This window comes from Bacillus sp. FG16, assembly GCF_057809515.1.
The window spans coordinates 1-26805 of sequence record NZ_JBMDKC010000041.1; the positions used below are offsets into that span (position 1 = coordinate 1).

28 protein-coding genes and 2 pseudogenes are annotated in these 26805 nt (G+C 32.0%); 11 read left to right on the forward strand and 19 right to left on the reverse strand.

The genetic code is table 11. From position 1 onward, the window contains the following. Positions 1–93: 93 nt before the first annotated feature. Positions 94–651: a helix-turn-helix domain-containing protein gene (locus ACODS7_RS16165; protein WP_029442289.1), complete on the reverse strand. Its 558-nt coding sequence runs from the start codon at positions 649–651 to the stop codon at positions 94–96. 115 nt (positions 652–766) lie between these two features. On the opposite strand from ACODS7_RS16165, the pseudogene ACODS7_RS16170 reads away from it, so the two are divergent. The 4 genes and pseudogenes from ACODS7_RS16170 to ACODS7_RS16185 all read left to right on the forward strand — a co-directional run bounded on the left by ACODS7_RS16170 (position 767) and on the right by ACODS7_RS16185 (position 3935). Beyond that, positions 767–1352, forward strand: a pseudogene (locus ACODS7_RS16170) (LysE family transporter). 185 nt (positions 1353–1537) lie between these two features. After that, positions 1538–2320, forward strand: a complete 783-nt coding sequence (locus tag ACODS7_RS16175) for a glycosyltransferase family 2 protein (RefSeq protein ID WP_016081657.1) — start codon at positions 1538–1540, stop codon at positions 2318–2320. A 295-nt stretch (positions 2321–2615) separates the two neighbouring features. Beyond that, positions 2616–2876 (forward strand): hypothetical protein, encoded by a 261-nt coding sequence (locus ACODS7_RS16180; protein ID WP_016081658.1) that lies wholly within the window; start codon positions 2616–2618, stop codon positions 2874–2876. A 399-nt stretch (positions 2877–3275) separates the two neighbouring features. Then, positions 3276–3935 (forward strand): collagen-like protein, encoded by a 660-nt coding sequence (locus ACODS7_RS16185; RefSeq protein WP_373371764.1) that lies wholly within the window; start codon positions 3276–3278, stop codon positions 3933–3935. A gap of 85 nt (positions 3936–4020) precedes the next feature. Here ACODS7_RS16185 and ACODS7_RS16190 read toward each other — a convergent pair whose 3' ends face one another. The 5 genes from ACODS7_RS16190 to ACODS7_RS16210 form a co-directional block, all read right to left on the reverse strand. Then, positions 4021–5817 (reverse strand): ABC transporter ATP-binding protein, encoded by a 1797-nt coding sequence (locus tag ACODS7_RS16190; RefSeq protein ID WP_016081661.1) that lies wholly within the window; start codon positions 5815–5817, stop codon positions 4021–4023. Further along, positions 5810–7564, reverse strand: coding sequence for an ABC transporter ATP-binding protein (locus ACODS7_RS16195; RefSeq protein WP_029442287.1), 1755 nt, complete (start codon positions 7562–7564; stop codon positions 5810–5812). Before ACODS7_RS16195 ends, ACODS7_RS16190 begins: the two co-directional genes overlap by 8 nt. A gap of 221 nt (positions 7565–7785) precedes the next feature. Further along, the gene (locus tag ACODS7_RS16200; RefSeq protein WP_001027675.1) at positions 7786–8382 is read right to left on the reverse strand and encodes a DUF1349 domain-containing protein; all 597 of its coding nucleotides are present in this window, start codon (positions 8380–8382) and stop codon (positions 7786–7788) included. A 33-nt stretch (positions 8383–8415) separates the two neighbouring features. Further along, complete coding sequence (locus ACODS7_RS16205; protein ID WP_029442286.1) at positions 8416–9303, reverse strand: GNAT family N-acetyltransferase; 888 nt, start codon at positions 9301–9303, stop codon at positions 8416–8418. A gap of 258 nt (positions 9304–9561) precedes the next feature. Further along, positions 9562–10251, reverse strand: coding sequence for an MOSC domain-containing protein (locus tag ACODS7_RS16210; RefSeq protein ID WP_029442285.1), 690 nt, complete (start codon positions 10249–10251; stop codon positions 9562–9564). 156 nt (positions 10252–10407) lie between these two features. Here ACODS7_RS16210 and ACODS7_RS16215 point away from each other — a divergent pair, with 156 nt between their 5' ends. Beyond that, on the forward strand, positions 10408–11310 hold the full coding sequence (locus tag ACODS7_RS16215; RefSeq protein ID WP_016081666.1) for a LysR family transcriptional regulator: 903 nt from the start codon (positions 10408–10410) through the stop codon (positions 11308–11310). Between the two features lie 97 nt (positions 11311–11407). Here the strand turns inward: ACODS7_RS16215 and ACODS7_RS16220 are convergent. Beyond that, positions 11408–11671 (reverse strand): annotated as a pseudogene (locus ACODS7_RS16220) (hypothetical protein). Positions 11672–11722: 51 nt separating this feature from the next. Continuing rightward, entirely contained in the window at positions 11723–12847 is a 1125-nt protein-coding gene (locus ACODS7_RS16225) for a C45 family autoproteolytic acyltransferase/hydrolase (RefSeq protein WP_029442284.1), read from the reverse strand. Between the two features lie 286 nt (positions 12848–13133). Here ACODS7_RS16225 and ACODS7_RS16230 point away from each other — a divergent pair, with 286 nt between their 5' ends. Then, on the forward strand, positions 13134–13565 hold the full coding sequence (locus tag ACODS7_RS16230) for a hypothetical protein (RefSeq protein ID WP_029442283.1): 432 nt from the start codon (positions 13134–13136) through the stop codon (positions 13563–13565). A 78-nt stretch (positions 13566–13643) separates the two neighbouring features. Here the strand turns inward: ACODS7_RS16230 and ACODS7_RS16235 are convergent, their stop codons facing one another. Continuing rightward, on the reverse strand, positions 13644–14687 hold the full coding sequence (locus ACODS7_RS16235; protein WP_043938951.1) for an aspartate-semialdehyde dehydrogenase: 1044 nt from the start codon (positions 14685–14687) through the stop codon (positions 13644–13646). Positions 14688–14816: 129 nt separating this feature from the next. Between ACODS7_RS16235 and ACODS7_RS16240 the strand changes: the two genes are divergently transcribed. Continuing rightward, positions 14817–15683 carry a LysR family transcriptional regulator gene (locus ACODS7_RS16240; RefSeq protein WP_016081671.1) on the forward strand — a complete coding sequence of 289 codons (867 nt, stop codon included), beginning with the start codon at positions 14817–14819 and terminating at the stop codon, positions 15681–15683. Positions 15684–15753: 70 nt separating this feature from the next. On the opposite strand, the gene ACODS7_RS16245 is transcribed toward ACODS7_RS16240, so the two are convergent. The 3 genes from ACODS7_RS16245 to ACODS7_RS16255 form a co-directional block, all read right to left on the reverse strand. Then, on the reverse strand, positions 15754–16359 hold the full coding sequence (locus ACODS7_RS16245; protein ID WP_029442281.1) for a PRK06770 family protein: 606 nt from the start codon (positions 16357–16359) through the stop codon (positions 15754–15756). Positions 16360–16616: 257 nt separating this feature from the next. Further along, the gene (locus tag ACODS7_RS16250) at positions 16617–17276 is read right to left on the reverse strand and encodes a nucleoside/nucleotide kinase family protein (RefSeq protein ID WP_043938953.1); all 660 of its coding nucleotides are present in this window, start codon (positions 17274–17276) and stop codon (positions 16617–16619) included. Continuing rightward, positions 17276–18172 carry a CPBP family intramembrane glutamic endopeptidase gene (locus ACODS7_RS16255; protein WP_043938955.1) on the reverse strand — a complete coding sequence of 299 codons (897 nt, stop codon included), beginning with the start codon at positions 18170–18172 and terminating at the stop codon, positions 17276–17278. Before ACODS7_RS16255 ends, ACODS7_RS16250 begins: the two co-directional genes overlap by 1 nt. Positions 18173–18546: 374 nt before the next feature. Here ACODS7_RS16255 and cspD point away from each other — a divergent pair, with 374 nt between their 5' ends. Both cspD and ACODS7_RS16265 read left to right on the forward strand, forming a co-directional pair. Beyond that, positions 18547–18750, forward strand: a complete 204-nt coding sequence (gene cspD / locus ACODS7_RS16260) for a cold-shock protein CspD (protein ID WP_000176365.1) — start codon at positions 18547–18549, stop codon at positions 18748–18750. Between the two features lie 86 nt (positions 18751–18836). Beyond that, on the forward strand, positions 18837–19022 hold the full coding sequence (locus ACODS7_RS16265) for a cold-shock protein (protein ID WP_000286203.1): 186 nt from the start codon (positions 18837–18839) through the stop codon (positions 19020–19022). Positions 19023–19065: 43 nt separating this feature from the next. On the opposite strand, the gene ACODS7_RS16270 is transcribed toward ACODS7_RS16265, so the two are convergent. Continuing rightward, entirely contained in the window at positions 19066–19617 is a 552-nt protein-coding gene (locus ACODS7_RS16270) for a GNAT family N-acetyltransferase (protein WP_000885398.1), read from the reverse strand. Positions 19618–19927: 310 nt separating this feature from the next. Here ACODS7_RS16270 and ACODS7_RS16275 point away from each other — a divergent pair, with 310 nt between their 5' ends. Beyond that, entirely contained in the window at positions 19928–20476 is a 549-nt protein-coding gene (locus tag ACODS7_RS16275; RefSeq protein WP_043938958.1) for a hypothetical protein, read from the forward strand. 55 nt (positions 20477–20531) lie between these two features. On the opposite strand, the gene ACODS7_RS16280 is transcribed toward ACODS7_RS16275, so the two are convergent. From ACODS7_RS16280 to ACODS7_RS16295, 4 genes are all read right to left on the reverse strand, one after another. After that, positions 20532–21923 (reverse strand): protoporphyrinogen oxidase, encoded by a 1392-nt coding sequence (locus ACODS7_RS16280; protein WP_043938960.1) that lies wholly within the window; start codon positions 21921–21923, stop codon positions 20532–20534. A gap of 177 nt (positions 21924–22100) precedes the next feature. Continuing rightward, positions 22101–22250 carry an aspartyl-phosphate phosphatase Spo0E family protein gene (locus ACODS7_RS16285; RefSeq protein ID WP_000417698.1) on the reverse strand — a complete coding sequence of 50 codons (150 nt, stop codon included), beginning with the start codon at positions 22248–22250 and terminating at the stop codon, positions 22101–22103. 166 nt (positions 22251–22416) lie between these two features. Continuing rightward, a complete protein-coding gene (locus ACODS7_RS16290; RefSeq protein WP_029442276.1) occupies positions 22417–23364 on the reverse strand; it encodes a hypothetical protein in 948 nt (315 codons plus the stop codon). A 184-nt stretch (positions 23365–23548) separates the two neighbouring features. Further along, on the reverse strand, positions 23549–24109 hold the full coding sequence (locus tag ACODS7_RS16295) for a helix-turn-helix domain-containing protein (RefSeq protein ID WP_098138893.1): 561 nt from the start codon (positions 24107–24109) through the stop codon (positions 23549–23551). A gap of 170 nt (positions 24110–24279) precedes the next feature. Here ACODS7_RS16295 and ACODS7_RS16300 point away from each other — a divergent pair, with 170 nt between their 5' ends. Beyond that, entirely contained in the window at positions 24280–25167 is an 888-nt protein-coding gene (locus ACODS7_RS16300) for a DMT family transporter (protein ID WP_029442274.1), read from the forward strand. 22 nt (positions 25168–25189) lie between these two features. Here the strand turns inward: ACODS7_RS16300 and ACODS7_RS16305 are convergent, their stop codons facing one another. After that, entirely contained in the window at positions 25190–25702 is a 513-nt protein-coding gene (locus tag ACODS7_RS16305; protein ID WP_029442273.1) for a GNAT family N-acetyltransferase, read from the reverse strand. Positions 25703–25857: 155 nt separating this feature from the next. After that, positions 25858–26796, reverse strand: coding sequence for a GNAT family N-acetyltransferase (locus ACODS7_RS16310; RefSeq protein WP_088114366.1), 939 nt, complete (start codon positions 26794–26796; stop codon positions 25858–25860). Between the last annotated feature and the right edge of the window lie 9 nt (positions 26797–26805).

A 26805-nucleotide genomic window follows, 5' to 3' on the forward strand; every position in this document is an offset into this window, starting at 1 on the left:
AGTATGCGAATTCAGGAGGTGTTTTTTTCATGTACCACTATTCGGGTTCACTTCATATAGATGGTTTTATCTTTTGTTACTGTAAATGCACACTTATGCAGTTGGATAATAAATTGTCATGCTTAATCGAGTCAAAGATTTCCCTAAATTATAATAAGAGTGTGCTCTATCGGCCTTAAAACGAATTGAATCTCCACTATTTAATTTATATTGACTGTTATTCACTTTTAATGTCAATTCACCTTCAAATACCGTTATAAATTCTTCTGCGCCTTCTTTATGCCCTTCTGAACTTAATTTCCCTTCTGTTTCTATTTCCACTGTATACATTTCAAAATGTCTATCATCTTGAAAAGGAAAAGAAGGATACACATTATATTTTCCATTGTCTTCAGACAATACTTGAATATCTTTTCTTAAAATCACCTTCGTATCAGGCTGTGGATTGTTGATTAAAGAGGTAAAAGAAACTTTCAAGCCATTTGCAATTTTCCATATTGTTGTTAGTGTCGGGCTTGATTCTCCTCTTTCAATTTGTCCAATCATCGTTTTACTCACACCTGTCAATTGGGAAACTTTTTCCAAACTCAATTTTTCTTTTTCTCGTATAGTTTTTAAATTTTTCGCCAGTATAAGTTGAATTTCTTCCATAAAAAACACTCCCACACTATATACAATATAACGACCGGTATGTATAATAAAAAGCACACGTTATATTGTTCTTTTCGGTCATTATAACACACAAAAATAATTAGGGGGTCTTCAAATGCCTATATTTTCTTTTTTATTATTTGTTTTTATAAGTAGCTTCACACCCGGACCTAACAATTTTTTAGCGATGACATACGCAAATCAACACGGATTAAAAAGGAGCATGAAGTTTTGCTTTGGAGTATCTTTCGGTTTTTTTATCCTCACTTCCTTATGTAGTTTCTTTAATATTTTATTAATTAATATCCTCCCTATAATTGAAGCTCCTTTAAAAATTTTAGGTGTAGCGTATATGCTATATTTAGCTTTTAAGATATTCACTAACAAAGGGGGGTACAAATCTCGATGAAAAGAATAATAAAAATCTATTTACAGTAGGGGTTTTTCTTCAGTTTGTGAACCCTAAAGGGATCTTATTCGGACTGACTGTAGTATCAACTTTTATCCTTCCTTACTACAATTCATATTCAAGCTTTCTACTTTTTTCATTATTTCTTGGTATAGTCGGTTTAACAAGTACATTTAGTTGGAGCTTATTCGGTTCTATGTTTCAAAAACTTCTATTAAAACACAATCAATTATTTAACATCATTATGGCTGTATTATTAGTTTTTAGTGCTATTTCAATCGTTATACACTAATTCAATGCTCATTCTCGTTTTAGGTTTTTGTACTTTTTAATACCACTCTTCATCAATCAGACTACTTTATATACTAATTCATCCATATACCCTATTTGTTTAAAATTTTTAAGAGGGAACCTTCTAACAATAAGGTTCCTTCCATATCATATTAAATAAGAGGCCGGTTAAATACGGAGGTGATTTTGATTAAGACTACTTTAATTTCTCATTTTTACAATGAAGAATATTTACTTCCATGGTGGTTAATGCACCATACAAAGCTTTTTGATCATGGTATTCTTATTAACCGTGGATCCACTGATCGTTCAGTTGAAATCTGTAAAACATTCGCTCCTAATTGGGAAATACGAAACTCAAAATCACTCGAATTTGATGCTTATTTAGTTGATCAAGAAGTTATGAAAATTGAAAGAGAAATTACAGGATGGAAAATGGTATTAAATACGACAGAATTCCTATGCTGTTACAATAAAGAAAAATTTTTCAAATCACTTAACACTTTGGGTGACAATATGTTTTCAATAAGAGTGATTATGATGATCGATGAACCGACTCATGGCTACACTAATCCAAGATATAGTTCTCCGCTTGTTAAACAACGTTATCACGGCATAATAATTCAACCTACTCCAAATCAACTTTATCTTAACGGTAGATTAATTCACAATAATTCGGATGGGAACTATAGAGTCGGGAGACATGGTTCACATTATCCTTATAGCATTTACATGGAACCTGCTTTTATTTTTAAATTTTTTTATAGTCCATGGAACGATGCAATGAAAAAACGAAAATTGCAAATTGGACCGACCCTTTCTCAACATAGTGTACGGCGTGGATTAGGTTCTCATCATTTAACAACAATTGAAAAATTAGAAAAAAAATATAAATACTATGCAACCTTAACTACGGACCTCCGGTTATTCTCAGAATACCAAACTATATTTCCTGACCTTTGTACTTAATGTCATAAATATTTAGTTTCCACATCCATCCGTTTTTTATTAATCTACCTACTCCAACTAACTACTTTTCTCTAGTAGAAATCTGATTTGGGACTCTTGCTGCACGCAGATTCCCCTTATTTAATCTCGTATCACCAGCCTATAATCTTTCATACCGTTTCTTAAAAAATAAAATCAAAACTAATGTTTTAAGAGTTATGGCCTTATTTTTTCCTATTATTCACTTTAAAATCTTTTTATAATAATATTGAAAAATACGGTATAATATAAATTACTGTTATTTAGGAGGGTCATAATGTCTGATAAGTATAAATTTTTCATTCTTATTGTTACTGCATTTTTTTCTTTCTTTTCCTTAATAAAAGATTTCCGTAACACTTCAAAAAGTTTCTTTTGGGGTAGTTTTGTAATTCTTACAAGCTTCATAATACTTTTAACACTCGCTTTAGATTTAACTCAAATACTCCTATATTCCACGCAAATAGCGCTTGAGATTATTACAATACCACGTAAACTTTTTCTACCATCTGTCACTGAAGCCGCTAGTATTTGCTAACAAAGTATTTTAATTTTCTTATGCATGCCAAAATATATTTTGGTAAATTTGACACACATTTATATCAAACAAGCATATTTTATTGTATGGTGACTATCTAATAATACAAATTTTAAATTTTTATAAGATCTTTTTATTTTTAATTAAAAATTTACAACATTCTAAAACAGTATGCACATAATATCCTCAATTCCCTTTTTCAACATGAAACTTGTCTCAGAGCGCCTTTAAAAGCGCTCTTTATCTTTAATAAAGGTTTTATTAAAATTTAGGTTGAAAATTAATACCCTATAGTCATGATAGCTATTTACTGTTTCCAAAATAAGTTGCATTAATAATATAGAAATGAAATACCTATAAAAATTATTACTTTACTATTTCTTTAAACATGCTAGTGAGGTGATTTCGATAGATTATCAAAACAAAGATATGTTCATTAACTTTTCACTTTTAGATATTAACCGTATTATTCTCCCACATTCTCCTACTGGACCTACCGGGGCTACTGGTTCCAGCGGACTTACTGGCTCCACTGGTTCTACTGGTTCTACTGGCTCCACTGGACCTACTGGGGCTACCGGTTCCACTGGACATACTGGCTCTACCGGTTCCACCGGACCTACTGGGGCGGCTAGTGTAGGGTTAACAAACTATCTATATGTTTTTGATACTACTAACCAATCAATCGCAGTGGGAAGTAGTGTTACTTTTAACACAAATGGACCTATAACAGGAACTGCCCTTAGTCACATCACAGGTACTGGAAATATTATAATTAATACACTAGGAACATATGTAGCAGAGTTTCAATTACAAGCTTCTCGCGAAAACCAATTTTCCCTCGAACTAAATGGTACACCAATTCCAGGTGGGCGTTTTGGTACGGGGTCACCACATACAATAAATCAAGGTACTGCTGCTTTTACCGTAACAGTTGTTCCTTCAACATTGACTTTAATAAATAACACCTCTTCAGCAAGTACTATCACTCTCTCAAATAGTGATGGCGGCTCTTTAACAAATGTCTCTGCAAGTATAAGTATTTTTCAGGTCGGATAATGAATTTGGTTTGAAAAGTGATTCATAAAATTTACGAATATAAAAAATGAGGCTTCTCTTTTCTAGAGAAACCTCATTTTTTATATTAAATTTTAAACTGACTCGTATACAGATCAAAATAAAACCCTCTATCTTCCATGAGAGACTCATGATTCCCTCTTTCTAAAATATTTCCATCTTTTATAACAAGAATTTGATCTGCTTTTTCAATTGTTTTAAGTCGATGAGCGATCACAAAACTTGTGCGACCTCTCATTAAATTATTTAGTCCTGCTTGTATTTGTAATTCTGTTCTTGTATCAATATTTGATGTCGCTTCATCGAGAATTAATATATCTGCATCTGCTAAAATTGCTCGTGCAATCGCAAGAAGTTGTTTTTGTCCTTGACTTAAATTCGATCCTTCTGAAGCAATTTCTGTTTCATATTGATTTGGTAAATGCTTAATAAAAGAATGTGCAGATGCTGCCTTAGCTGCAGTGATAACTTCTTCATCAGTAGCATCTAAGCGTCCATAACGGATATTATCCATAATCGAACCAGCAAATAAATACGTATCCTGTAAAACTACTCCTATTTTACTTCGTAAAGAATTAATATCATAATCTTTTATATCTTTTCCATCAATATGAATTTGTCCTTGCTGTATATCATAAAAGCGAGTTAACAAATTAATGATTGTTGTTTTCCCTGATCCAGTCGGACCAACTAAAGCAATTGTCTCTCCTGGCTGCGCTTTAAGACTCACTTCTTTTAAAATCGTTTTATTTTCTGCGTAGCCAAATGAAACATTCTCAAGTGCAACATGCCCTTGTAAATTTTGTACAACAAATGCGTCTTTTTTATTTTGAATTTCTGGTACCTCATCCATAATCTCAAAAACACGTTCTCCACCAGCAACCGCCGCTTGAATTGTATTCATTAAAGTCGCAAATTGACTTAGCGGTCTTGAGAATTGACGAGAATAATTAATAAAAGCCGCAATAACTCCTACTGTTGTCATTCCGTTTAAGACCATAACTGATCCAGTCCCAATGACAAGCCCCATACCTAAGTTATTAATAAAGTTCATACTTGGAAAAATAAAAGCTGAAAATGTATCAGCCTTCGTAGCTGAAACTCTTAGCTGTTCATTAATTTTATTGAAATTTTGTACAGTTTCTTTTTCTTTTCCGTACAACGTTGTAACATCCGCACCTGTAATTGCTTCCTCAATAAATCCATTTAATTCACCTAAATCTTTTTGACGCTTCGCAAAGTTTTTACCACTATATGCAACTAGTTTTTTTGTAACGTAAAACATAATAGGTACTGTAATTAAAGTTACAATTGCTAAAATCCAATTTAAGGCGAACATTGCAATCGTTACACCTATAAAAGTTAATGCTGATGAAATAATTTGTACAACGCTTTGTGTCAAAGCTTGATTCAAATTATCTATATCATTTGTCACACGGCTCATTAAATCACCTTGAGAACGCACGTCAAAGAACCGTAAAGAAAGCGTTTGGATTTTCTCAAAAATATCTTGTCGTATTTTTTGAATTGTTTTTAATGCAACGTTAATCATGACAAACGTTTGTAACCATGTTAAAAGTACAGTTACACCATAAATCGCGATAAGTAACATACACATTCTTGCTGTACCACTTAAATCTTTCGGTACAATATATTGATCTATAATGACTCCCATAAAATATGGACCTAATAATCCAAGTAATGTAGTAACAACGACTAGAAATATAACAAACATAAGAGCAGCTTTTTGATAGCCCATATAGTTCCATACCCGCATTACAGTTCCTTGAGCATTTTTAGCTTTTCCCATCTTTGGGGTGTTTCGTCCACCTTTATTAGCAAATTGCCCTTGAAAATTACGCATGTTCTTCCCCACCTTCTTTATCCAAATTACCACCTTGGGAAAGATAAATTTCCTGATAAACCTCACTTTGTTCTAACAATTGTTCATGTGTACCATTGCCAACTAATTCACCATTATCTAATACAAGTATTTTATCCGCATCCATTATGGAAGAAATTTTGGACGCAATTAATAAAGTCGTTGTGCCTTTATATTTTGTTTTTAAAGCTGTTTGAATGGTAGCCTCTGATTTTGCATCAACTGCTGATGTAGAATCATCTAATATGAGAATCGGTGGCTTTCTCACAAGTGCCCTTGCAATTGATACACGTTGTTTTTGTCCACCTGATAGATTTGTCGCGCCTTGTGTTAAATTATATTGATAAGATTCTTCCAGCTTATTGATAAACTCAGTCGCACAAGCTGATGCAGCTGCTACTTCCAGCTCGTCATGTGTTGCATCTTCTTTACCATAACGTAAATTTTCTTCTATACTGCCTGAGAACAACAATGCCTTCTGAGGTACAAACCCTATTGAAGCACGGAGTTTTTGCAAATCATATTTTTTAACATCTATTCCATCTATACATATTTCACCATGATCCACATCATATAGACGTGGTAACAGTTTCGCTAAGGTAGATTTACCACTTCCAGTTGATCCAATAATCCCTACTTTTTCACCTTTTTGTATGCTAAACGAAATATCTTTTAAAACGTATTCATTATTTTTCGTATAGCTATAACTAACATTTTTAAATTCGATATTTCCTTCAATTTTCTCAGGTTCGATCGCATACGCTTCGCTTATAATATCAACCTCGGTATTTAACACTTGCTGTACACGATCCGCAGATGGAAAAGCTCGCGCAATTTGAATAAATACCATGCTAATCGACATAAGTGACATTAAAATGATATTCAAGTAATTAATAAATGCCAAAATCGCTCCTACTTGAAGCGTTCCATCGAATACTTTTTCTCCACCAATCCATAATGTTGCGACAATCCCGCCACTTACAACTAGCATAATGATTGGCATCATTAAAGAAATAAGTTGCACAGCTCGAATATTTATCTTCGTTAAATTTGTATTTACATTTCCAAATTGAGCGATTTCGTATTTTTGTCTTACATACGCTTTTATAACACGCACACCAGATAAATTTTCTTGTAGCTTTGTATTCACTTTGTCTAATGCCTCTTGCACCTTTTTAAATGTACCACTTGCTTTACTTGCAATTAAAATAATCGCAAGTAATAAAATCGGAACAACTACAAGTAATATTGGAAATAACTCTCGCGCTGTTACAAAAACAATAATTATACTTCCGATAAATAACAGTGGACCACGAACGAGAACACGTAATGTCATCGTCATTGCCGATTGAATGGAAGTGATATCATTTGTCACGATCGTTAATAATTTACCTGTTCCAAATGAGTCCCGATTATTACTAGAAAATGTTTCTATTTTCGCAAACACATCTTTTCGTATGTCTGTAGCGAAATTAACAGCTGCTTTTGTAGAATACATCATACACCCAAGCCCTCCAACTAAACCGAGTGCTGCTGCTCCTATCATAAGAAGCCCCATTTTTATTACATAATTTAAATCCCGATTTGCAATCCCAACATCAATGATATGTTGCATAATAGTCGGTTGAATTAAGTCCATCGCAACCTCAAGTACCATAAATAGCGGCCCAATAATAGCGAAGAACATGTATGGTTTTAAATACTGTAATAACTTACGAAATGATTTCATACATAATCTCCTTTTCCCATGAAATTACCACTGAATAATTCATATCCCTCCTTATTTAAGCTATATATTTTGTAATTTCTTTATTACTTCTATTATATTATGTAAATTAATATTTAACATTATTAAATGATAAGTATTAATGACTTTCTAGTCAATAAATGTGCTTTATATTATATAAATACAAAAACCGTATTCTTAATGAAAAGAATACGGTTTTTTATCTATATTTCTTCAATTGTAAAATGTAAAAACTCAGTCTCAAATCCCTTATTTTTAGAAGGACTACACGTGTAAAAACCTATTTTAACAGGCTCCTTCCCTATATCCTCCATTAAATGAGCGATTCTTATTTGTTCCCATTGATGGCCCTTTTTCACATATATTGTATAATCACCGCTTTTTCGAATAATTCGAAAACGAAGTTGTTGCTTAGCTGCTTCAGTTGGATAATCTTGCGTTGACCAGTCAGAATATCCATTATTCGTTACGACAGCACCTAAGTGAGATGGCCCTTCAGGGATATATTCTAAAGATGTTTTTAGCCAACAGTTCTCCGAAATCATAACAAAAAGACCTGCTTGATCGAATTTTGAATTTGGATTCATACGTAACTGAACTTCAGCTTGAAAGTCTGTCATCATCTCATTATAAAATACATGACCATTCATTACTTCAAAACCATAATGTGTTTTAAGCCAAAAATCAGTTTCTGCTTTCGAACGGACAATAAACGCATGATTATCATTAATTTTATAGTATTCAGGTACATTCATTATAGTGAGTTGCTCAATATGTTCTGGTATATACGATATATTCATAGCTCCTCCATAATAAAGCATTTATATAGACATTTAAAACTCCGCTAATACTGGGAATTTATAACCTTTAAAATCTAACTCTTTATCACTTCGAACCATTAAATACTTGCTAGACTGTACTTCTGTAAACTGTACATCCTCAACCCCTAATTGATCCGGAGAAAAATAAAATTCGATGTCCGTAAACCTTTCATTGATTTCTCCACATAATTCATCTAAAACCGGAAGTACTGGCGCAAATACTCCAAATAATTTCAACTTTTCATTTTCTACTTCATAAACGATTAGAGCATCTAGTTTCTCTGAATAATACAATTTCTCATTCCATTCCGAATCATACATATTCAAATAAAATGAAGGATGGAAGTTTAAAGTTGAAAAACTATTTGAAAGTCTTTGGCTACTATCAATAGTTTCATGTATTAACTGTCTATTCTCTATATTATAGTAATCTAACTTTTTAAGTAGTGAATCGTTATTATTAATATTTTTATCATATGGTATAGTCATCAAATATTCCTGCACAACTTTAAATCCAAATGCTGTATATAGTTCAGGGTTTTCCGTAAACAATAATGCACATTCACATTTCTTATCGATTTCTTCTATCATTTTATCCATTAATTGTGTCATTAACCCTTGTCTACGGAAATTAGGGTGTGTCATTACTGATTGAATACCCGCCGCATTTATTTTTTCACCATTAATTAATAATGGGAGTGAAAATGCCGCAACATTTGCAATCACTTTATCTTCTTGTAAAAACGATAAAGCTTTATATGTATCATCCCAATATCCTTTATCCGAAAAATCATTCAATGTTTGAGTTTTAATTCCAAACACTTCTTCAAATAAAGGAAATAACTGCTCTCTTTTCGGTTCTTCTATTAGAAGACTTGCCAATTTTTCAACATTCCCCATGTTGTACCTCCAAATGTTAAATTCCATTAAATTAGATATACTTATATGACCTACTCTTAAAAATAGAGGTCTTACCAATCAATATACTATCATAAAACATAAAAAAAAAGTCTAATTAATTTTATGTTTTGACTATTTGAAAATAAGTCGAATAAAACAATATTAAGATTTCTGGATATTAATTAGTTTATTATATAAAAATAGCGCTTTCTAATTAGCTTTTACTAATAGAAATACACTATTTATAATAAAATATTTTTATTCTTTTATCCCTTCAAGTCTTTCCTTCGTATTAATTTCTTCTCCACTTATACGCTTTTCAAAAGACTTTCTCCAACTACTTGAAAGTGCATTTACTTCTAATATTCTTTTTACCCCTTCAATATTTTGTTTTTCCTTATGCATGATACGATTAGCAAACGCTATTGAAACACCTTTCGGATCAGACTGTAGACTTTTTAATGTATCGACTGATGATACCCATCCTTCTTTTAATACACGAAAATAAAATCCTGTATATCCTGTTTCTTGAAAATATAGTGGTAACTTTGGAATATTATATTTTTTTGCTAATTTAAAACAAGGTTGCCTTGGTTGTGTTACCTGTACGATTGCCTCTCCGAGCTCAAACGTATCACCAATACAAACATCCTCTTCGCGCATACCACTAACTGTTATATTTTCTCCGAAAGCCCCATATACAAGATCTTGATTCAATTCTTTTTCCCAGTATGGATAGTGATCACCAGTATAAACACAAACTGCTTTATCTACTCCTCCATGATGAACTAAGTCCGCCTGTCCATCTCCATTAAATTTTACAAAGGATAAATATACCGGTTCCTTTACTTGCTTCTTATTTATGCCTGTATGAATTACTTTTCCGCCGTATGTAACCTCTTTTGGTAATCCTATACTTAAAGATAATAATTGATATTCATTAGCCATTCTATTTCCTCCTTTAAAGGTGTTACATGTATTTTCTCTCGATTAATTTTTACAACCCTCTCTGCTATATAAAGATGATTATAAAACCTCTAAAATCATTGTTCAATTCAATTATTTATATAATAATGATAGGTATAACCTATCATTATACTTGAGGTGATTCCAATCGAATTACGACAACTTGAATACTTTTTAGCTGTTTCAAAAGAATTACATTTCACAAAAGCAGCTGAAAAATTAAATATTTCACAGCCTTCACTAAGTCAACAAATACGTGCATTAGAGCATGAAGTAGGAATGCCACTTTTCGATCGAATTGGTAAAAAAATATCTTTAACTGAAGCAGGGAAGATTTTATTATCACATAGTAAAACCATTTTTCATGAAGTCGAACAAGCTCGTTCAGCCATTCAAGACCTAAACGGTTTACAGCAAGGTTCCTTAACAATAGGGGCTTTGTTAACCGTCGTAAATTATTTACTACCACCAGCTATTTTAAATTTTAATAATTTATATCCCAATATAAAGCTTTCTGTATTAGGGCTTCGTACAGGAGATATTCGTGAAAAATTATTACAAAACGAACTAGATATCGGAATTACATTTCTCCCGGTGCAAGATAAAGAGATTATCTCCATCCCTCTATACAAAAGCGATCTTACATTGGTCGTGCCCACTGGTCATCGATTAGCTGAACGTAATCATGTATCTATTGCTGAATTACAGAACTACCCTTTAATTCTTTTACCTAAAAATTTCTTTTTAACCGAACTAATTACATCTCATTGTCAAAAATTAAACTTTAAACCAAGGCCAATTTTAGAAATTAGTACGATGGAATCTTTAATCCAAATGGTTTCCAAAGGAATGGGAATTACAGTGTTACCCAAACCATATATAGACTTTTTACAAAATAAAAACATTAAAGCAATTAAAATAGAAAACCCTACTCCAACAATTGAAATAGGGCTAATTTATAGAAAAGATAAATATATGTGTGCTGCAACTCGAGAATTTATTGAGCAACTAAAAATTACAGTACATTCTTTCCAAAACTAAACAAAAGAGATTATCCTATGAAACCGTTTCACAACAATTTAGTAGAATAATCTCTTCTCAAAACAAAGTAAACATTATATTTAAACTCTTATAAACTTTAATGTACCTTTTTAGATATTGGAATATATTTAGTAAAATATGCACCAACTAGCAATAATACAATTGAAAATAACCAAGTAAAAGCACCACCAAAATGAAACCACTATGCAAACATATTTAAGACTGCAAGTGAAAAGAAGCAAATAGAAGTTAACGCACTTTTCAATCCTTTTATCCCAGATTTTTTTCTCTTTTGATAAGCAATATACATCGCAATGACAAGAAAAAAGATAAGAACAAATGGTAACATAACTTTTAGTATTGGTAATCCCTCCAGTATAAATGCACTCTTTATATTACCATCTTATCCCATTTATCTTTTAGGCATCAATTTATTCTTATCTTCCCTCCAAAAGTCAGTATAAGTTTTATTTTTAAAGTTCACGTTCACCTCAGAAAACGGCATACTTCCTCCAACTTTCAATAGGTACCAGTCGTTTAAAAGTGGTGATCCGAAGCAAATCTTCATTGTACGATCATGTAAATCGAATAATACAGAATGTAAAGTTCCAAACCATTCTTCATAGTTATGTACAGTTAGTCCAGCAGGATATTCTTCTTCTACTAATTTTTTTAAAGACTCTATGCTTACTTGTTCATATCTATTTAAATGCTCATGTAAAACGTGATATCTCTTTGTAGATTGTTCTAATCTCCTATTATTTAATTTCTGAATTGATGAACTAACTGCATGGTTTGTTGATACAATAAAAGCTTGTTTTTCACCATCAATCGTTATTGTGGATTTATGACCGTCAAATATTTCAATATATGCTGCATTTAAAGGATCAGCTAGTATTAAATTAATATTACTAGCAATTGGTATTTCTTCTATTAGTGACTTAGCCTCCTGCACATTTTTGCATTTCTCCAATAACAGTCGAATTACCGCAAAACATTGTAAACCACTTACTACTGGCTTTCGTAGACCTTCAATATTTCCTACTGGTTGACCACATGCTGAAAATGTAACAGATAATCCATGTTCATTAACTCCTTCTGTTCTACCAAAATATTGAGTAGAAAAACCACTATGCGCATACGCACCTTCAACATGCGTCGAGCAAAAACGCATATCATCTATTACTGGTGATAAATCATAGTTTCTTAATACATAAGTGTGAGTTGAATCTGTCTTTTTAGGTAATACTGCACAATGACTACAACCTGCTTTCAATAGTGTTTGATAGTAATACATTATATTTTTAGAAGGAATTTTCAACACTTCACAAAAACCTTCAATTTCTTCATTTATGCCTGGACAATGTTTGTTTAGTATATTTCTCGATTCTGTCCAATGGTTATTAGATATTACATTTTCTTCGTGTATAAATTGCGGGATGAGATACGGATTTTGTTTCACGAACTCCCCTTGTTGCTTTCCAATCTCATAATAACTTCCTTTTAATGATGAAAAATACCCCTTTACTTGATACATCAAACTCCCCCTCACATTGGATATATCCATATCATACCAAATGGATTTCATTCATCCTTGATGTTTTTTACTATCTTTCTTTAACACCATCCCATTTTAATATCTCCACTAATAATTATTTACTAGACAATTAAAGTTTTGTTAATATTGCTGTAATAACTTTATTTCAAAATAAAGTAGTTTGGATATCAAATGAGCAAAATACTTTGTTGAATCCACTTATAAGCAATCATCTAATTCATGAAACTAAGAAACTTACTTATCAAAATAAAAGGAGAATTTATGTATGAATAATTGCAAACCAATTGATAAATTAACTATTGAGGACCTAAAACAAAACCCCATTTGGGAATGGGCAATAGATGAAGAGGAAAACGAAGAACATGACGAAACATGGGTAAAACCAGCGGCAACTACTAATTTTACAGAAGAATTAAACGGTTCAATCGTACTAGGCGAATTATTCTTACATAATGGTGAAAAATTCCCTATGATGTGTGAAATTGATATTGAAGGTGACGAGGCCGTAATTCGTTCTGTTGTTTATTATAAGGAAGCAAAAAATGAGTATATTGCTATAGAAGATATTGTGAAAACGGTCGAAATGCCGTTATCGATTATTATTAATCTTACAATTCATGCAGAATCCAAAACCTTACGCTTCACTGCACATAAAGTAGATATTTATAAAAATTCAATAACGACTAATTTTAATTAAAGTTGGCCGAAATAAAGAAAACAATTATGAAATACAAACTGGGGAATCATTAACGATTCCCCAGTTTTTTAAACTATATTAAAGTATCCCCTTTTCCACTAAAGTCTCTGCGATTTGAACTGAATTCCAAGCCGCACCTTTTAATAGGTTATCGGAAACAATCCAAAGGTGGAATCCGTTTGGCGTATCAGGATCTTTACGTATTCTTCCGACAAATGTATCTATTTTCCCTTCTGCATATAATGGCATTGGATACAGCTGTTCACTAGGGTTATCCTGCAAAATAACACCTGGTGCATCCATTAATACTTCCTTAATTTCCGCAACGCTTGCTTCTTTTTCCAGTTCTATATAAACCGATTCTGAATGCCCCGATACAACTGGAACACGTACACAAGTAGCTGCCATTTTCAAGTTTTCATCTTCTAATATTTTCTTCGTTTCTTGAATCATTTTGACTTCTTCAAAAGTAAAATCATTGTCTGTAAATATATCTACTTGAGGCAGTACATTAAATGCTATTGGATAATGTTTTTTATCTTTTTTCACCGGTAATATATCACTCTTCACTTCTTCACCTGCAAGTATAGACTTAGCCTGCTCTTGTAATTCATGAATCGCATGAATGCCAGAACCCGATACAGCTTGATATGTTGAAACGATAATTCTTTCTAAACCAAATGATTTTCGAATCGGCTGAAGTGCTGTTACCATCTGTAATGCTGAACAATTTGGAACTGCAATGATACCTTTATGCTGTTTTAAAGTGTGCGCATTCACTTCCGGAACAACGAGCGGTACATCTTGCGCCATTCGGTACTCACTTGTGTTATCAATTACAATCGCACCACTAGAAACTGCATGAGTTACAAATTGTCTAGATACTTCTCCCCCAGCGCTAAAAAAGGCAATATCTACACCTTCAAAGCTAGTTGTTTTTGCCTCTTGTATAATTATCTCTCGTCCTTTGAATCTTACTTTCTTACCAGCGGATCGTTTGGACGAAAGCAATGTAACTTCAACTATATTAAACTTCATTTCATTCTCTAACAGTTCAATAATTTTTTGCCCTACCGCACCTGTAGCCCCAACAACAGCTACATGATAGCCCTTTTTGATCATCTTTTCTCCTCCAATATCACCTGAATGAATATTTCTACAATTTCATTTTATACAGAATTTAATCATTTGGAAAATTAAAATACATGATATAATCATTCACAAATCATGATAATAAAAGAGGGATCGCTTATGGAAATGAGACATGTTAAAACATTTTGCGCCATTGTGAAGTATGGTAATTTTTCTAAAGCTGCGCACGCGCTAGGTTATGCGCAATCTACTGTTACAGCACATATGAAAGCTTTAGAGAACGATTTACATATTCCTCTTTTCGATCGGTTAGGGAAAAAAGTGCTACTTACAAAAGCAGGTCATCAATTTCATCCTTATGCATTAGAATTACTTGCAATATATGAAAAAGCGCAAGAAATCCCCCAAAATACAGATTATTTAGAAGGTACATTGAGTATTACATCTAATGAATCATTAGCGGTATACCGCTTACCACAATTGTTACGTACTTACAAACAGAAAAATCCGAAAGTAAATATCGTACTTGAAACGAACACAAATGAACAAGCATTACAAAAATTACGTGAAGGAGAAACAGACATTGTCTTCATAATTGGAGAAAGTATAGAACATAATGATTTTATTACGCGAACTTTTAGTAATGAAACATTTGGATGGATTTTACCAGCTTATTCCGCTGCACATACAAATCCATTCCAGTTATTACAGGACACCCAGTTCATTTTTACAGAACAAAGCTGCGGCTATAGGCCAATGGTAGATCGTTTTTTACGTCAAAGCGGAAATATTCCAGCTAAAACATTTGAAACTTCCAATGTTGAAGTCATTAAACAATCCGTCATGTGTGAGTTAGGCATTTCAATTCTTCCTTATATCGTTGTACAAGAGAGTTGTCAAAAAGAACAACTATGTTTTCAGCCTATTGAAACTCCAGCATTTATTCAAAGTCATGTCATCTATCATAAATCTAGATGGATTTCTCCGGTACTACAGTCGTTTCTTTCCTTACTTGAACGAGATTAAGATATTAAGAAGTACATATAAAAAGAGTAATTGCCTAATAAGCAATTACTCCCTTTCATTAATTAGTATATTATTTATTAGTCTTTCCCCCATCTGCAATTAATTTACTACCTGAATATGTACCTTTTTGCATAAACACTTGATTAATTAATTCTTTTTGCTCAGCTTCCGACATTACTCCTTTTCCTTCTCCTAAATTCCCACTTTGTAATTTCCAAATCTTATTATGATCCCCATCAACTTTTTCATATTTTCCTTGTTTCCATCGTTCTAAAATTTCTACATATGTACTTCCCTGTACAAGATCGTTACTCTTTACAATATCAATTAAACTTTCAATCCGTTCTTGTGTAATAAAAATATAGCCCCACTTTTGATCAGCTTTCGCTTTTTGATGTGCCATTTCATGTAATGCTGTCTGTATGTTCTCATCTGTCCATTTAAAATTTTTATTAAAACCACTATTCGGTAATGAATAGTTTCCATTTTCTAAAAGCTTCGCATCTTCTGCTTTTACGTTACTATCAGCTAGTACTTCTACTGCTGGAGCAGCTGGTGATGCCTTTTTCGCAGCTGGTTTACTATTATTTAAATAATGCAGCATACCATATGTTAAACCTACTCCGATTACCGCCATACCAGCTAGAATACCGATTATTTTAAATAGTGTTTTCATCGCGCTTGTTTCCTCCCAAATATCTCTGTTCTGACTACCTAATTATTTTTTATATAAAAACTGTTACTTCATTTAAAATATCGCATCCCATCCCCTATCATATTATTTATATATACTTTCTCATATTGTATTTCTTTTCCTTTAAAATTGAAAGATTATTCTGTTAAATATTGAAAGTATTCTACAAATTTTTCCTTTATATTTATAAAGAAGCAAAAAAACAACGAGCGCGTTCTACAACACTCGTTGTTTTTACTTTATGCACAATTTTCTTTTAACCACTTCGTAATAGCATCTAACCTCGAAACATCAAAACGTCTTTCTTCACAAACATTTAAACTGTTTAAATTATTTACAATTTCTATTTCATTCGATTTTACACTTTTCGCCTCAATTAATTTACAATACCCGTCTGTAACGGTATTTAAATTTTCATAATAACGCTGAAGTGGTTTTGATATATGTAAATGCTTTTCAAAGTTTCTTCTTCTTCTCGTCTCATCAGATTCTTTCCGTTTTCTAAGTTCTTCATCATTCGTATATAAATAAAAATATTGATCAGGAAAACCAATTTCCCTATGTATCAGCTTTTCCTTATAAAAGTCTTCTATTAAAGATAATGACTGATCAAATATTTCAAAATGGAAACACCAATTATAGCTAAGTGGCTGATAAATGTCTCCATCAAGTATTACTAATTCATATTGCTCTGACTTCTGCATTGCTATTTTCCAGCGCTCTACTTGTTTTTCAAAATACCATGTTCTATGCTCATTTTTTGGTCTTTCAAATAAAAAATTCACTTCAGGTATAATATAAGCACCATAATTCTTTTCTAACTCACGACACGTTGTGCTCTTACCAACCGCACTCGCTCCCTCAAACGCTATAATCCCCATAGTTTCTCCCTCTTTCATTAACTAAAATCTCGTTGTTTCGCTTTTCTCCCCCATAACTGTTTCCATAAAACAATTGAAGCGATAGAGAGCATTATTGTTGTAATGATACTCCCTTCAATTCCGAACGAGCCTCCATGAAGGAATTCCGATCCAGTTGTTACAGGTTTAAAAAGTGGTGTAGAATACATTGTCATTCCACTAACCGCAAAACCAAATACGTTATATTGTGCCCAATTCCAAATGGAATGCCATGCGCATATCCCCCAAAGACTACTATCTTTCAAAACGTAAAAAGCTGCAAACACACCAACTAATATTATATTCGATATTGAAAGAATTGTAATACCTGGATTTAGTAAATGAAGAAAACCAAATAAAAATGAAGTTACAACAATACCGATCCATATACGGCTTCTAACAGAAAGAACTGGAAATAACCAACCCCGAACAACAATTTCTTCTGTTGCACCTTGTATTAAAAAAGCAACTAAAGATCCCACAATTCCAAGTATAGCGGTTGGTGTAATGTGTTGCATTTGTAGTTGTACATTTCCAGTTAATAAAAGTAGCATGACTGGTATTGAAATAAAAACAAAACCTATTAATACACCTCTTAAATATTTTCTTATCCACTGATTCCTCCAAAATCCAATGGATGAAATTGATCTTTTCTCTACAAATCTAATCCATAAAAAAACAAAAAATATAGCTCCGCCAAACGTCAATATCATTTCAATATCACTATAAATTGCTTTCATTAAAAGCGTTTCTGCTTTCGGTAAAAACAACATAAATAACATAAACAATTCACCTAAAGTTAAAAATACAATTGCAAGTATAACAGCAAATACTGGATGAACTTTTCTTCTTCCTTCTTTGGCTGCTTCAATTATTTTAAATTTATTAGACTGCAATATTCTCGCCTCCTTAACAAATACATCAACACTATTCTTATACTATATATCGATTCACTAATACAATTTCCCAATAAAAATGTTCTTAGTTTATCATAAACCAAAATTAGGAATAATATATAAATAAAAGAGATGTTTTTGTGTCTTTTACCATCCCTATTTCACACTGGTATTACCAGCACTTGCTATTTCCCACCATTTGTTGTAAGATAGTAATTAAGGTCAATTTAACACTATATTTTCTTTGCATATTATCAAGTATCAATCAGGGACATTTTGTACTCCTTATGGGTTTTTGATAATATGTGAACTTTTATTTTCATTCAAATAAGGCCGATCATATTGTAATTTTTCTACTTTTAGGAGGCATTACCATGACATTAACAGGTAAAGTAAAATGGTTTAACAGCGAAAAAGGTTTCGGTTTCATCGAAGTTGCAGACGGTAACGACGTATTCGTTCACTTCTCAGCTATCACTGGCGACGGCTTCAAGTCTCTTGACGAAGGTCAAGAAGTTAGCTTCGAAGTTGAAGACGGTAACCGCGGACCTCAAGCTAAAAACGTTGTAAAGCTATAATTCAAACAATAAAAAGGTTGTTACCAGCAAGGTTAACAACCTTTTTAATATATAACTAAAATTTTTTACATAAAAGGAGTGGTTACATGTATCGCAATCGAAAGAACGATGTAGCAGAAGTACCACCAGAACAAACCCCTGTTTGGGAATGTGAATCAGAGGATTGTTTAGGATGGATGAGAAAGAACTTTTCATTTGAAGAAGAGCCTAAATGCCCTTTATGTAAAAGTAGTATGAAAAGCGGAGAACGTTTATTACCTAAATTAGGTTAATTTATAATAAAAAAAACCTCTTTTAATTAAGAGGTTTTTTTTATTATAAATTTATGTCCTCAATATCAGTTCGCACTATAGAATACAATAATGCATCGTGTTGCTTATTTCCTTGATGAATATATCCGCGCAATAGACCTTCCTTTTGAAAGCCGATTTTAGATAACATTCTACAAGAAGTAACATTTTCAGGATATGTAATAGCTCCAATTCTAAACAAACCTAAATCTTTAAACCCATAATCAATAATTTCTCGAGCCGCTTCTGACGCATAACCATTTCCCCAATAACGAGGATGCAGGTCATATCCAATCTCAGATCGTTTACTCCATAATTGTAAATTATTTAGTCCAATTGTTCCTATTAAAACGTTCGTTTCTTTTAACACAATTCCCCATCGTATTGCCTTTTTCTCAAAGTAATTTTTCGAAAAAGATTCGATCATACGTGAAGCTTGTCCAAACTCCGTAAAAGAATTCATACCGTAATAACACGTTACTTCATCCAATGAAAAGATTTCATATATTTTTTGACAATAAGATTGTTCTATTTCAACTAAACGTAAGCGTTCTGTTTCTAATATAGGAAATGCCATAGGATCACTCCTTTCTCTCTACTCATTTATTATATCAGAAAAAATATTTATAATTAGTAAAGTCCTTATTGTTCCATAAATCAAACATTTCTAATGACGCATTCCTTCTTTATTCTATATACACAAATTGGATACCTTCTGATTACTACTCAAACATTACGCTATAATTTCCATAAATCGAATTTCAAATTATCAAGAACTGTAAAAAAATTGTTTCTTCATTTTCTCCTTCCAAACAACCACCCTACCCCATACATTTATGGTAAAATATAGTTGATATATTATTTTATTGTGGAGGTGTAAATTTCCTATGTATATATTCATCGGCTTATCCCTCTTACTCATATTACTTATTTTTTTATTCGCAAAAAAATTCACACCAAACTCATTCATGATGACTAACTTTAAAGGCAATAGCTTTAAGACATTTTCAATCGGTATTTTAATCGCTGCCATACTCTCACTTTCATATGGAACTTATCATGCAGTAACATATCAACCTAGTTATTTAGATATTAAATTAAAAAATCAAAACTACACTGTTTTCGGTAATGTAGGCGAATTCGGTTATTTCTCCGAAGAGTTATTGAAAAAAGATACAGAAGTACAATTATATTTCGTCTATTGGAAAACAATGCAGTTACAAAATCCGTTAATACTTATAGAATATCCTTCAGGAAAACGAGAAACATGGACGCCAACTATCGTATTAATACCGATAAGTAAATTACAAGAAAAACATGATATAAAAGATATGTATCAACTATCACCGTATTCATTTAAAGAGTCTGGAGAAATAACATTAACAATAAAAGAAAACAATGTAAAAAACAATAAAATTTCCATTCAAATAAAATAAATAAAAACTGTTCCTCCATTTTGCTGAAGGAACAGTTTTTATTTATTCTACAGTATTATTTATTTAATGTAGCCATTATTTCATTGGCCATATTCTTTCCATTTCCAATACACGCACCAATTCCGACACCGTAATATGAGGCACCAGCTAAATATACATTTGGATAAAGATTCGTCATTTTTTCTTGCAATGTTTGAACCGCTTGATTATGTTCTAAATGATATTTCGGCATTAAATCTTTCCAATTTGTAACTTCGACTACTTCTGGTTCACCTTTAATTCCGAGACTCTTTTCAATATCATATAAAGCTACTCGTACTAGTTCTTCTTCACTATAATTTTTGATTGTTTCATATACCGGATTGGTACTCTTATAAAACATTCTTACTAATAATTTTTGTTTACCCGATGTATGTTTCCACTTTCGACTTGTCCATGTACAAGCATCACAATGTAAATCACTGTTTTCCGTTACAATAAACCCCGTACCGTCAGCTGGTAGTTGTTCATCTAGTATGTCAAATCCTAAGTAAATACTTATAAGAGATGAGTTTTTAAATGTATTAAACTGCTCATTTAACTCATTAGACTGTAATAAAGTTTGCGCTATATCATGTGGAGCTGCTAAAACAACATAATCAGCTTGTATTGTTTCATGATTTGCAAAAGAAATCTCATATCGATCTTCTCGTTTACTTACAGCCGTCGTTATAGCACCTTTTTTTACGACAGTTTCAGTCAGCACTTCTTCTAAGCGATTAATTATCGTAGATAGTCCACCCTTAAATGATACGAATTTTTTATTTCCTGCTGATTGAAATTGTTTTTTATTCTCTTCAAAACCTTTAATAATACTTCCATACTTATTTTTATAATCCAGTAAATACGGTAATGTAGATGCCATTGTAAGCTCATTCAATTTACCAGAATATACGCCTGAAAGCACAGGAGCAATTTGTCTGTCCACTAACTCTTTGCCTAAAAAGCTTTCTAAAAATAGAGCAAGTGATGTATCTTTCGTAAACTCTTTATTTTTCGTTATGAAATCTTTTAAAGCTACGATTTTCCCCTTCGTTGAGACTAGCGTACTGCTAAACAACGACCGGGCGCTCATCGGTATCCCAAATATAGTATCAGAAGGAATCGGATGTAACATGTTTTCAGAATATATGTAAGAAATACCCGTTTCATTATATACCATTTCATCTTCTAAATTTAAATCTTTTACAAGTGGCATAACATGTTCATTACGAGCAACGATTGAATCCGCTCCTGACTCCATAATGAAATCCTTTTCTTCCACACTATGGATTTTACCACCTAAATACTCTTCTTTTTCAATAAGAATTAAATTTAAATCGATATTATAATCCTTTTTTAATTTTTCTAAATAAAACATAGTAGAAAGTCCCGTTATACCTCCACCGATAACAACAACTGTTTTCATATGTACTGCGCTCCTAACCGATACAATTAATAATTCTTTTTTATTATAACCAAAAGTCCTTATATTCGACTAGCAAGTTGCGCATTCTGTAAGAAATTAGACAATATATTTGAATATATTTTCAAATTGCCTAATAAAAAAGAACTATAACATTTACAAACCCCGTCATAGTTCTCTTTATTTTAAAAACATAAAGTAATTGATTAATTTGTCTAGTTCTTGACTCAATGCCAATACTTTTTCATGTTGAATTCCATAATCCGATACTAAATATAAAAGTTCTTCTTTTTTTATTTCAATTACTTTTTCCAATTTCGCTAGTTCCATGTCGTTTTACATCTCTCCAAAAATAAAATGTATGTATTTCAGTATAGCCTACTTACATAATTAGTAAAAGTAAAATACGCATGTAAAATCTTACATATTTGAAAAAATAATATACTACTAACAAAAAAACTAGGTTAAACTTCCTTTTACAGATCATTAACGTTCATTAAGAATGAATAACATACCGGAATTTTTCTAATGTGATATCTTTATAATTTGGAGCTCTTTTTATATGATTAAAATAACTATATGAGAATTTAAATACATGACCAAAATCCCAATCGAATTCACTATAGTCTTTTATCCAAAATATATTTTCAGTTGGTAAAATATTTGCACGTTTAGATTGAATTAAAGGTAATCGATCTATAGGTGAGTGTAAAGTTATTTCCGTATTCAGCTTGAGCTTTTGGCTAGCTCTTAGTACGTATACTAGTTTTAAAAGCGGACGTATCCCTCGTTGAAATATATCTATATGTCCTAAATCGTACATTATATTAATTGCGTGGGAGTATGTAAGCAAATGCCCAATTAAATCATGATGTGATTCCGCTCGATAAATACTATTAAATTTCGATAACTCATTTAAAATGAACTGAGATACTTGTGTTGGATTACTCAATTCACTTTGTATCTCATCTTCAAAACTTAATTGTTTTACTTCTTTCGTCGTATAACCAATCCACGATCTACCTGGAATTGTTTTTCGAAATGATAAAATAAGAGTAGTAATCCCTTCAATTGCTTGATTATTACCCCATTTTTGTAGCTCTTTCATAGCTAATAAACTTAATGATGCATAAATGACGTTATGCCCCACCCAATGAAGCTCATCAATCGTTTGTTCTAAAGATTTTATAATCATATTCTCCGCAATCTGAAAATCTATTTCTTTTTTATCATCAATCATCTCACCAATTTTTTTCTTGCTTAGCATCATCCTTGTTTGCGAATACATATTACGAGCTGTTTCTTCATCAATATTATTATCTTTCATAAAAAAATAACTAGCAATTGCAGCTGCTCCAAAATGCGCATGCCAAATATCATTTGTTTCTTTTTTACATTGAGAAATAATTGAAAGACCGCCTTTTAAAATACTTTTGTTTTCCATTTTCTATCTCCCCTAATAAAGTGAAACTTTAATCAGTGGGGGTTTTGTTCATCCCCCCACTGATTATTAGTTGAACCAATCGGGCATTTACGGGCAGTTAATCCCCCACCTAACTTCTTTGCTTTCACTGAATTTCGAGGGAGGTCTTACTGCCCGTTAATGCGGGATAAAAATCACTATATTTTCATCCTAAAGATGGTGTCAGTACAAATAAAATGTGATTCGATGCATCACTTTTATTCAAAAATCGATGCTTCACATTCGGTGGAATACGTACAACATCGCCTTCTTCTAAAAAATATTCTTTTCCCTCCAATTCCACATACACTTCCCCTTTCATAACAACAGCAATTTCTTCCTTATCTTCATGGGAATAATGGCTTTCTGTTGTGTTTGCTTGTTTATTTAAATCCATCATTAGCATTTCAATACGTGCTTTCATAAAATCAGGTGTTAATACATCATATACAATGTGATTATTGTTTTCCCGATATACTTTTTTTCGATCTTTTTTCTTAGAAATGAGCGAATCTGTATCAATATCGTTAATAAAAAGTGTAAACAGCGGTACATTTAATGCTTTTGCAATTAATTCCAAAACATTTAAAGAAGGATTAGCATGTCCTCTTTCAATTTGGCTAATTAACGACGTACTAATCCCTGCATAATCAGCGAATTCACGAATTGTCATATTATTTTTCTTACGATAACTTAATACTGTTTGTCCAAGCCTATCATGTACCATAGTAAAACTTCCTTTCGTCCATCATAATGCATGTTTCGTTGTCTTTGTGCTGACATACTAAACAAAGGCAAATAACCCTTCCCTATTATCTCCGGGACTTATATACTTACCTTTGTACATTATATCGCATTAAGTTTATTATAATAAACATTCTATCGGAGGGACAAACTTTGAAATCACCTATTCTTTCATATTGCATCTTATTTTTTGGTGTATTCGCCTTATCAACTTCAGCTATTTTTGTAAAATTGGCAGATGCTCCTGCGACAATCATTGCTTTTTACCGATTATTCTTTGCCACACTAATTCTGTTACCGTTATTACTATTTAATAAAAATAGTCGAAATGAGCTAAAAAATTTAACGAAAAAACAATGGGTATTCGGATTCATATCTGGGCTATTTTTAGCTGCACATTATGTACTATGGTTTGAATCATTACAATATACTTCTGTAGCAAGCTCTACAGTTATCGTAACGCTACAACCTTTATTCTCAATGATTGGTGGTTATTTTTTATTTAAGGAGAGATTTACGAAAGGAGCAGTTATTGGTTGCCTCATCGCTATTTCAGGTAGTATCATCATTGGCTGGCAAGATTTCCAAATTAGCGGAGAAACTTTATATGGAGATATTTTAGCATTTATCGCTGCCGGTATCATTACTGCTTATTTTTTCATTAGCCAACACGTTCGTAAAGATTTAGCACTTATACCATATTCGGTAATTAGTTATGGAAGTAGTGCTGGCTTTCTTGGCATATTTGCTTTCACGCAACAAGAATCTTTCATGCATTACTCTACACAAACTTGGTTGTGCTTTATTGGATTAGCTTTCATTGCTACAATTTTAGGACAAACCATTTTTAATTGGTTATTAAAATGGATGAGTGCTACTGTAATTTCAATGAGTATTTTAGGAGAAACAATTGGCACTTGTATACTAGCGTACTTTATATTACATGAGACCATTTCTTTACAACAAGGACTAGGAATTACCGTTATTTTTATTGGTTTAGTATTATTTTTATTACAGCCAAGTTCTAATAAAAAAGCATGACAGTATACTGTCATGCTTTTAACTATTCATTATGTACAATTAAACCATCCGGTCTAAAACGACTCATCATAATTTCATTAATAAACTTTCCATGAGCTTTCAAATTCCCTATCTTTACTCCCTCTTCTACAAATCCAAATTTTTCATATAAAGCTTTTGCTTTTGGATTCGTTTCTAACACACCTAGTTCTACTCTCTCTATCATTAACCAATTATCAGCCAGATCAAGCATCTTCGTAAGAAGTGCTTTCCCAATTCCTTTATTATGATATTCACTGTCTACCCCAATGAATAAATCACCTGAATGAGATCTTCGGCCCTGGCTTTGTGTTAAACCTACAAACCCAACAACTTCTCTATCATATTCTGCAACAAATTCAAATTGATTTGGTGCTAAATTTCGAATTCTATTTTCCATAGCGTCTACACGCATGCTAGGTAAGAAAATCATATACGGTAAAACGTCATCTTGTATACATATACGATGAATTGCTCTAGCATCTTGTATTTCTACCGCTCTAACGTTAATCCCCATCTTTCTCTCCTCCATATAAATAACAATATATTTGTGGTGTATTCTAGAAACGATCATGAATGACCTTCTCATCCGTATTTCTTTGTGTCATTTTTACATAATTATTTCGATATAATACTTAACTTCCAAAAAGATTAACAACTATATGGATATGGTTAACTTTTCACCTTGTTATATAAATTAAGCAAATTTTCAATCGGAATGCCATTTAGTTTCATACCGACTATATCACAATTTTCTATTTCAATATTTTTCAGATTACTATCACTTATGGTACTACCTTCCAAATCACATTTATTGAATAAAATAGGTTCCTTCTCATCTCCGAGACTTGTATTTTTAAATTGTACTCCACCTAAAGTCACCAAATTAAATTTACTGCCAGAAAGATTTAAATCTGCATATGATGACCATCTAAAATTTATATTTCTAAACTTTGATTGACTTACATTACAATTACTCATATTCATATTCATTATATTGCTACCAACAAATGAACTGTTTTTTAAATTCACTTGATAATACTCTGTATTTGCTAAATTACAGTTTTCGTATTGACTATTTTTCATATCTTTATTTGTAACTACACTCTCTTTGTTTGAGCTTGTTTTTATTCTTTTCACGTAACAATACTCATCTTCCGACTCAAAAATCATTTGGTAACCCATCTTTTTATAAAAGTGATGATTATTAATTTGTCTACTAGATGTTTCGAGATCCCAAATCTTTATGTTTGGATATTCCTTTTCTATTAATTTCATAACATGTGATCCAATTCCTTTTCCTTGATAAACAGGATCTACAAAAATACGATCAATTCGACCGTACGACTTACCAGAAATCGTAACTATTATCCCTCCGATTATTTCTTTATCCGTTACAACTTTGAAAGAATCCAATTCTTCAATGGAATATTCCATCATTTCAACTGAAGAATATCCTGGCGGTTGAATGTTATAATCAATGACATCATCTTGGCCGTATAGCCATTGTTTTGCTTCTGCATCAAATGTTCTTTTCATTATTTCTGTTAACTTTTTAGCATCTAAAATTGTAGCTTTTTCTATAGATATCATTGTTGTTTTCCCCTTCATTATTACAAA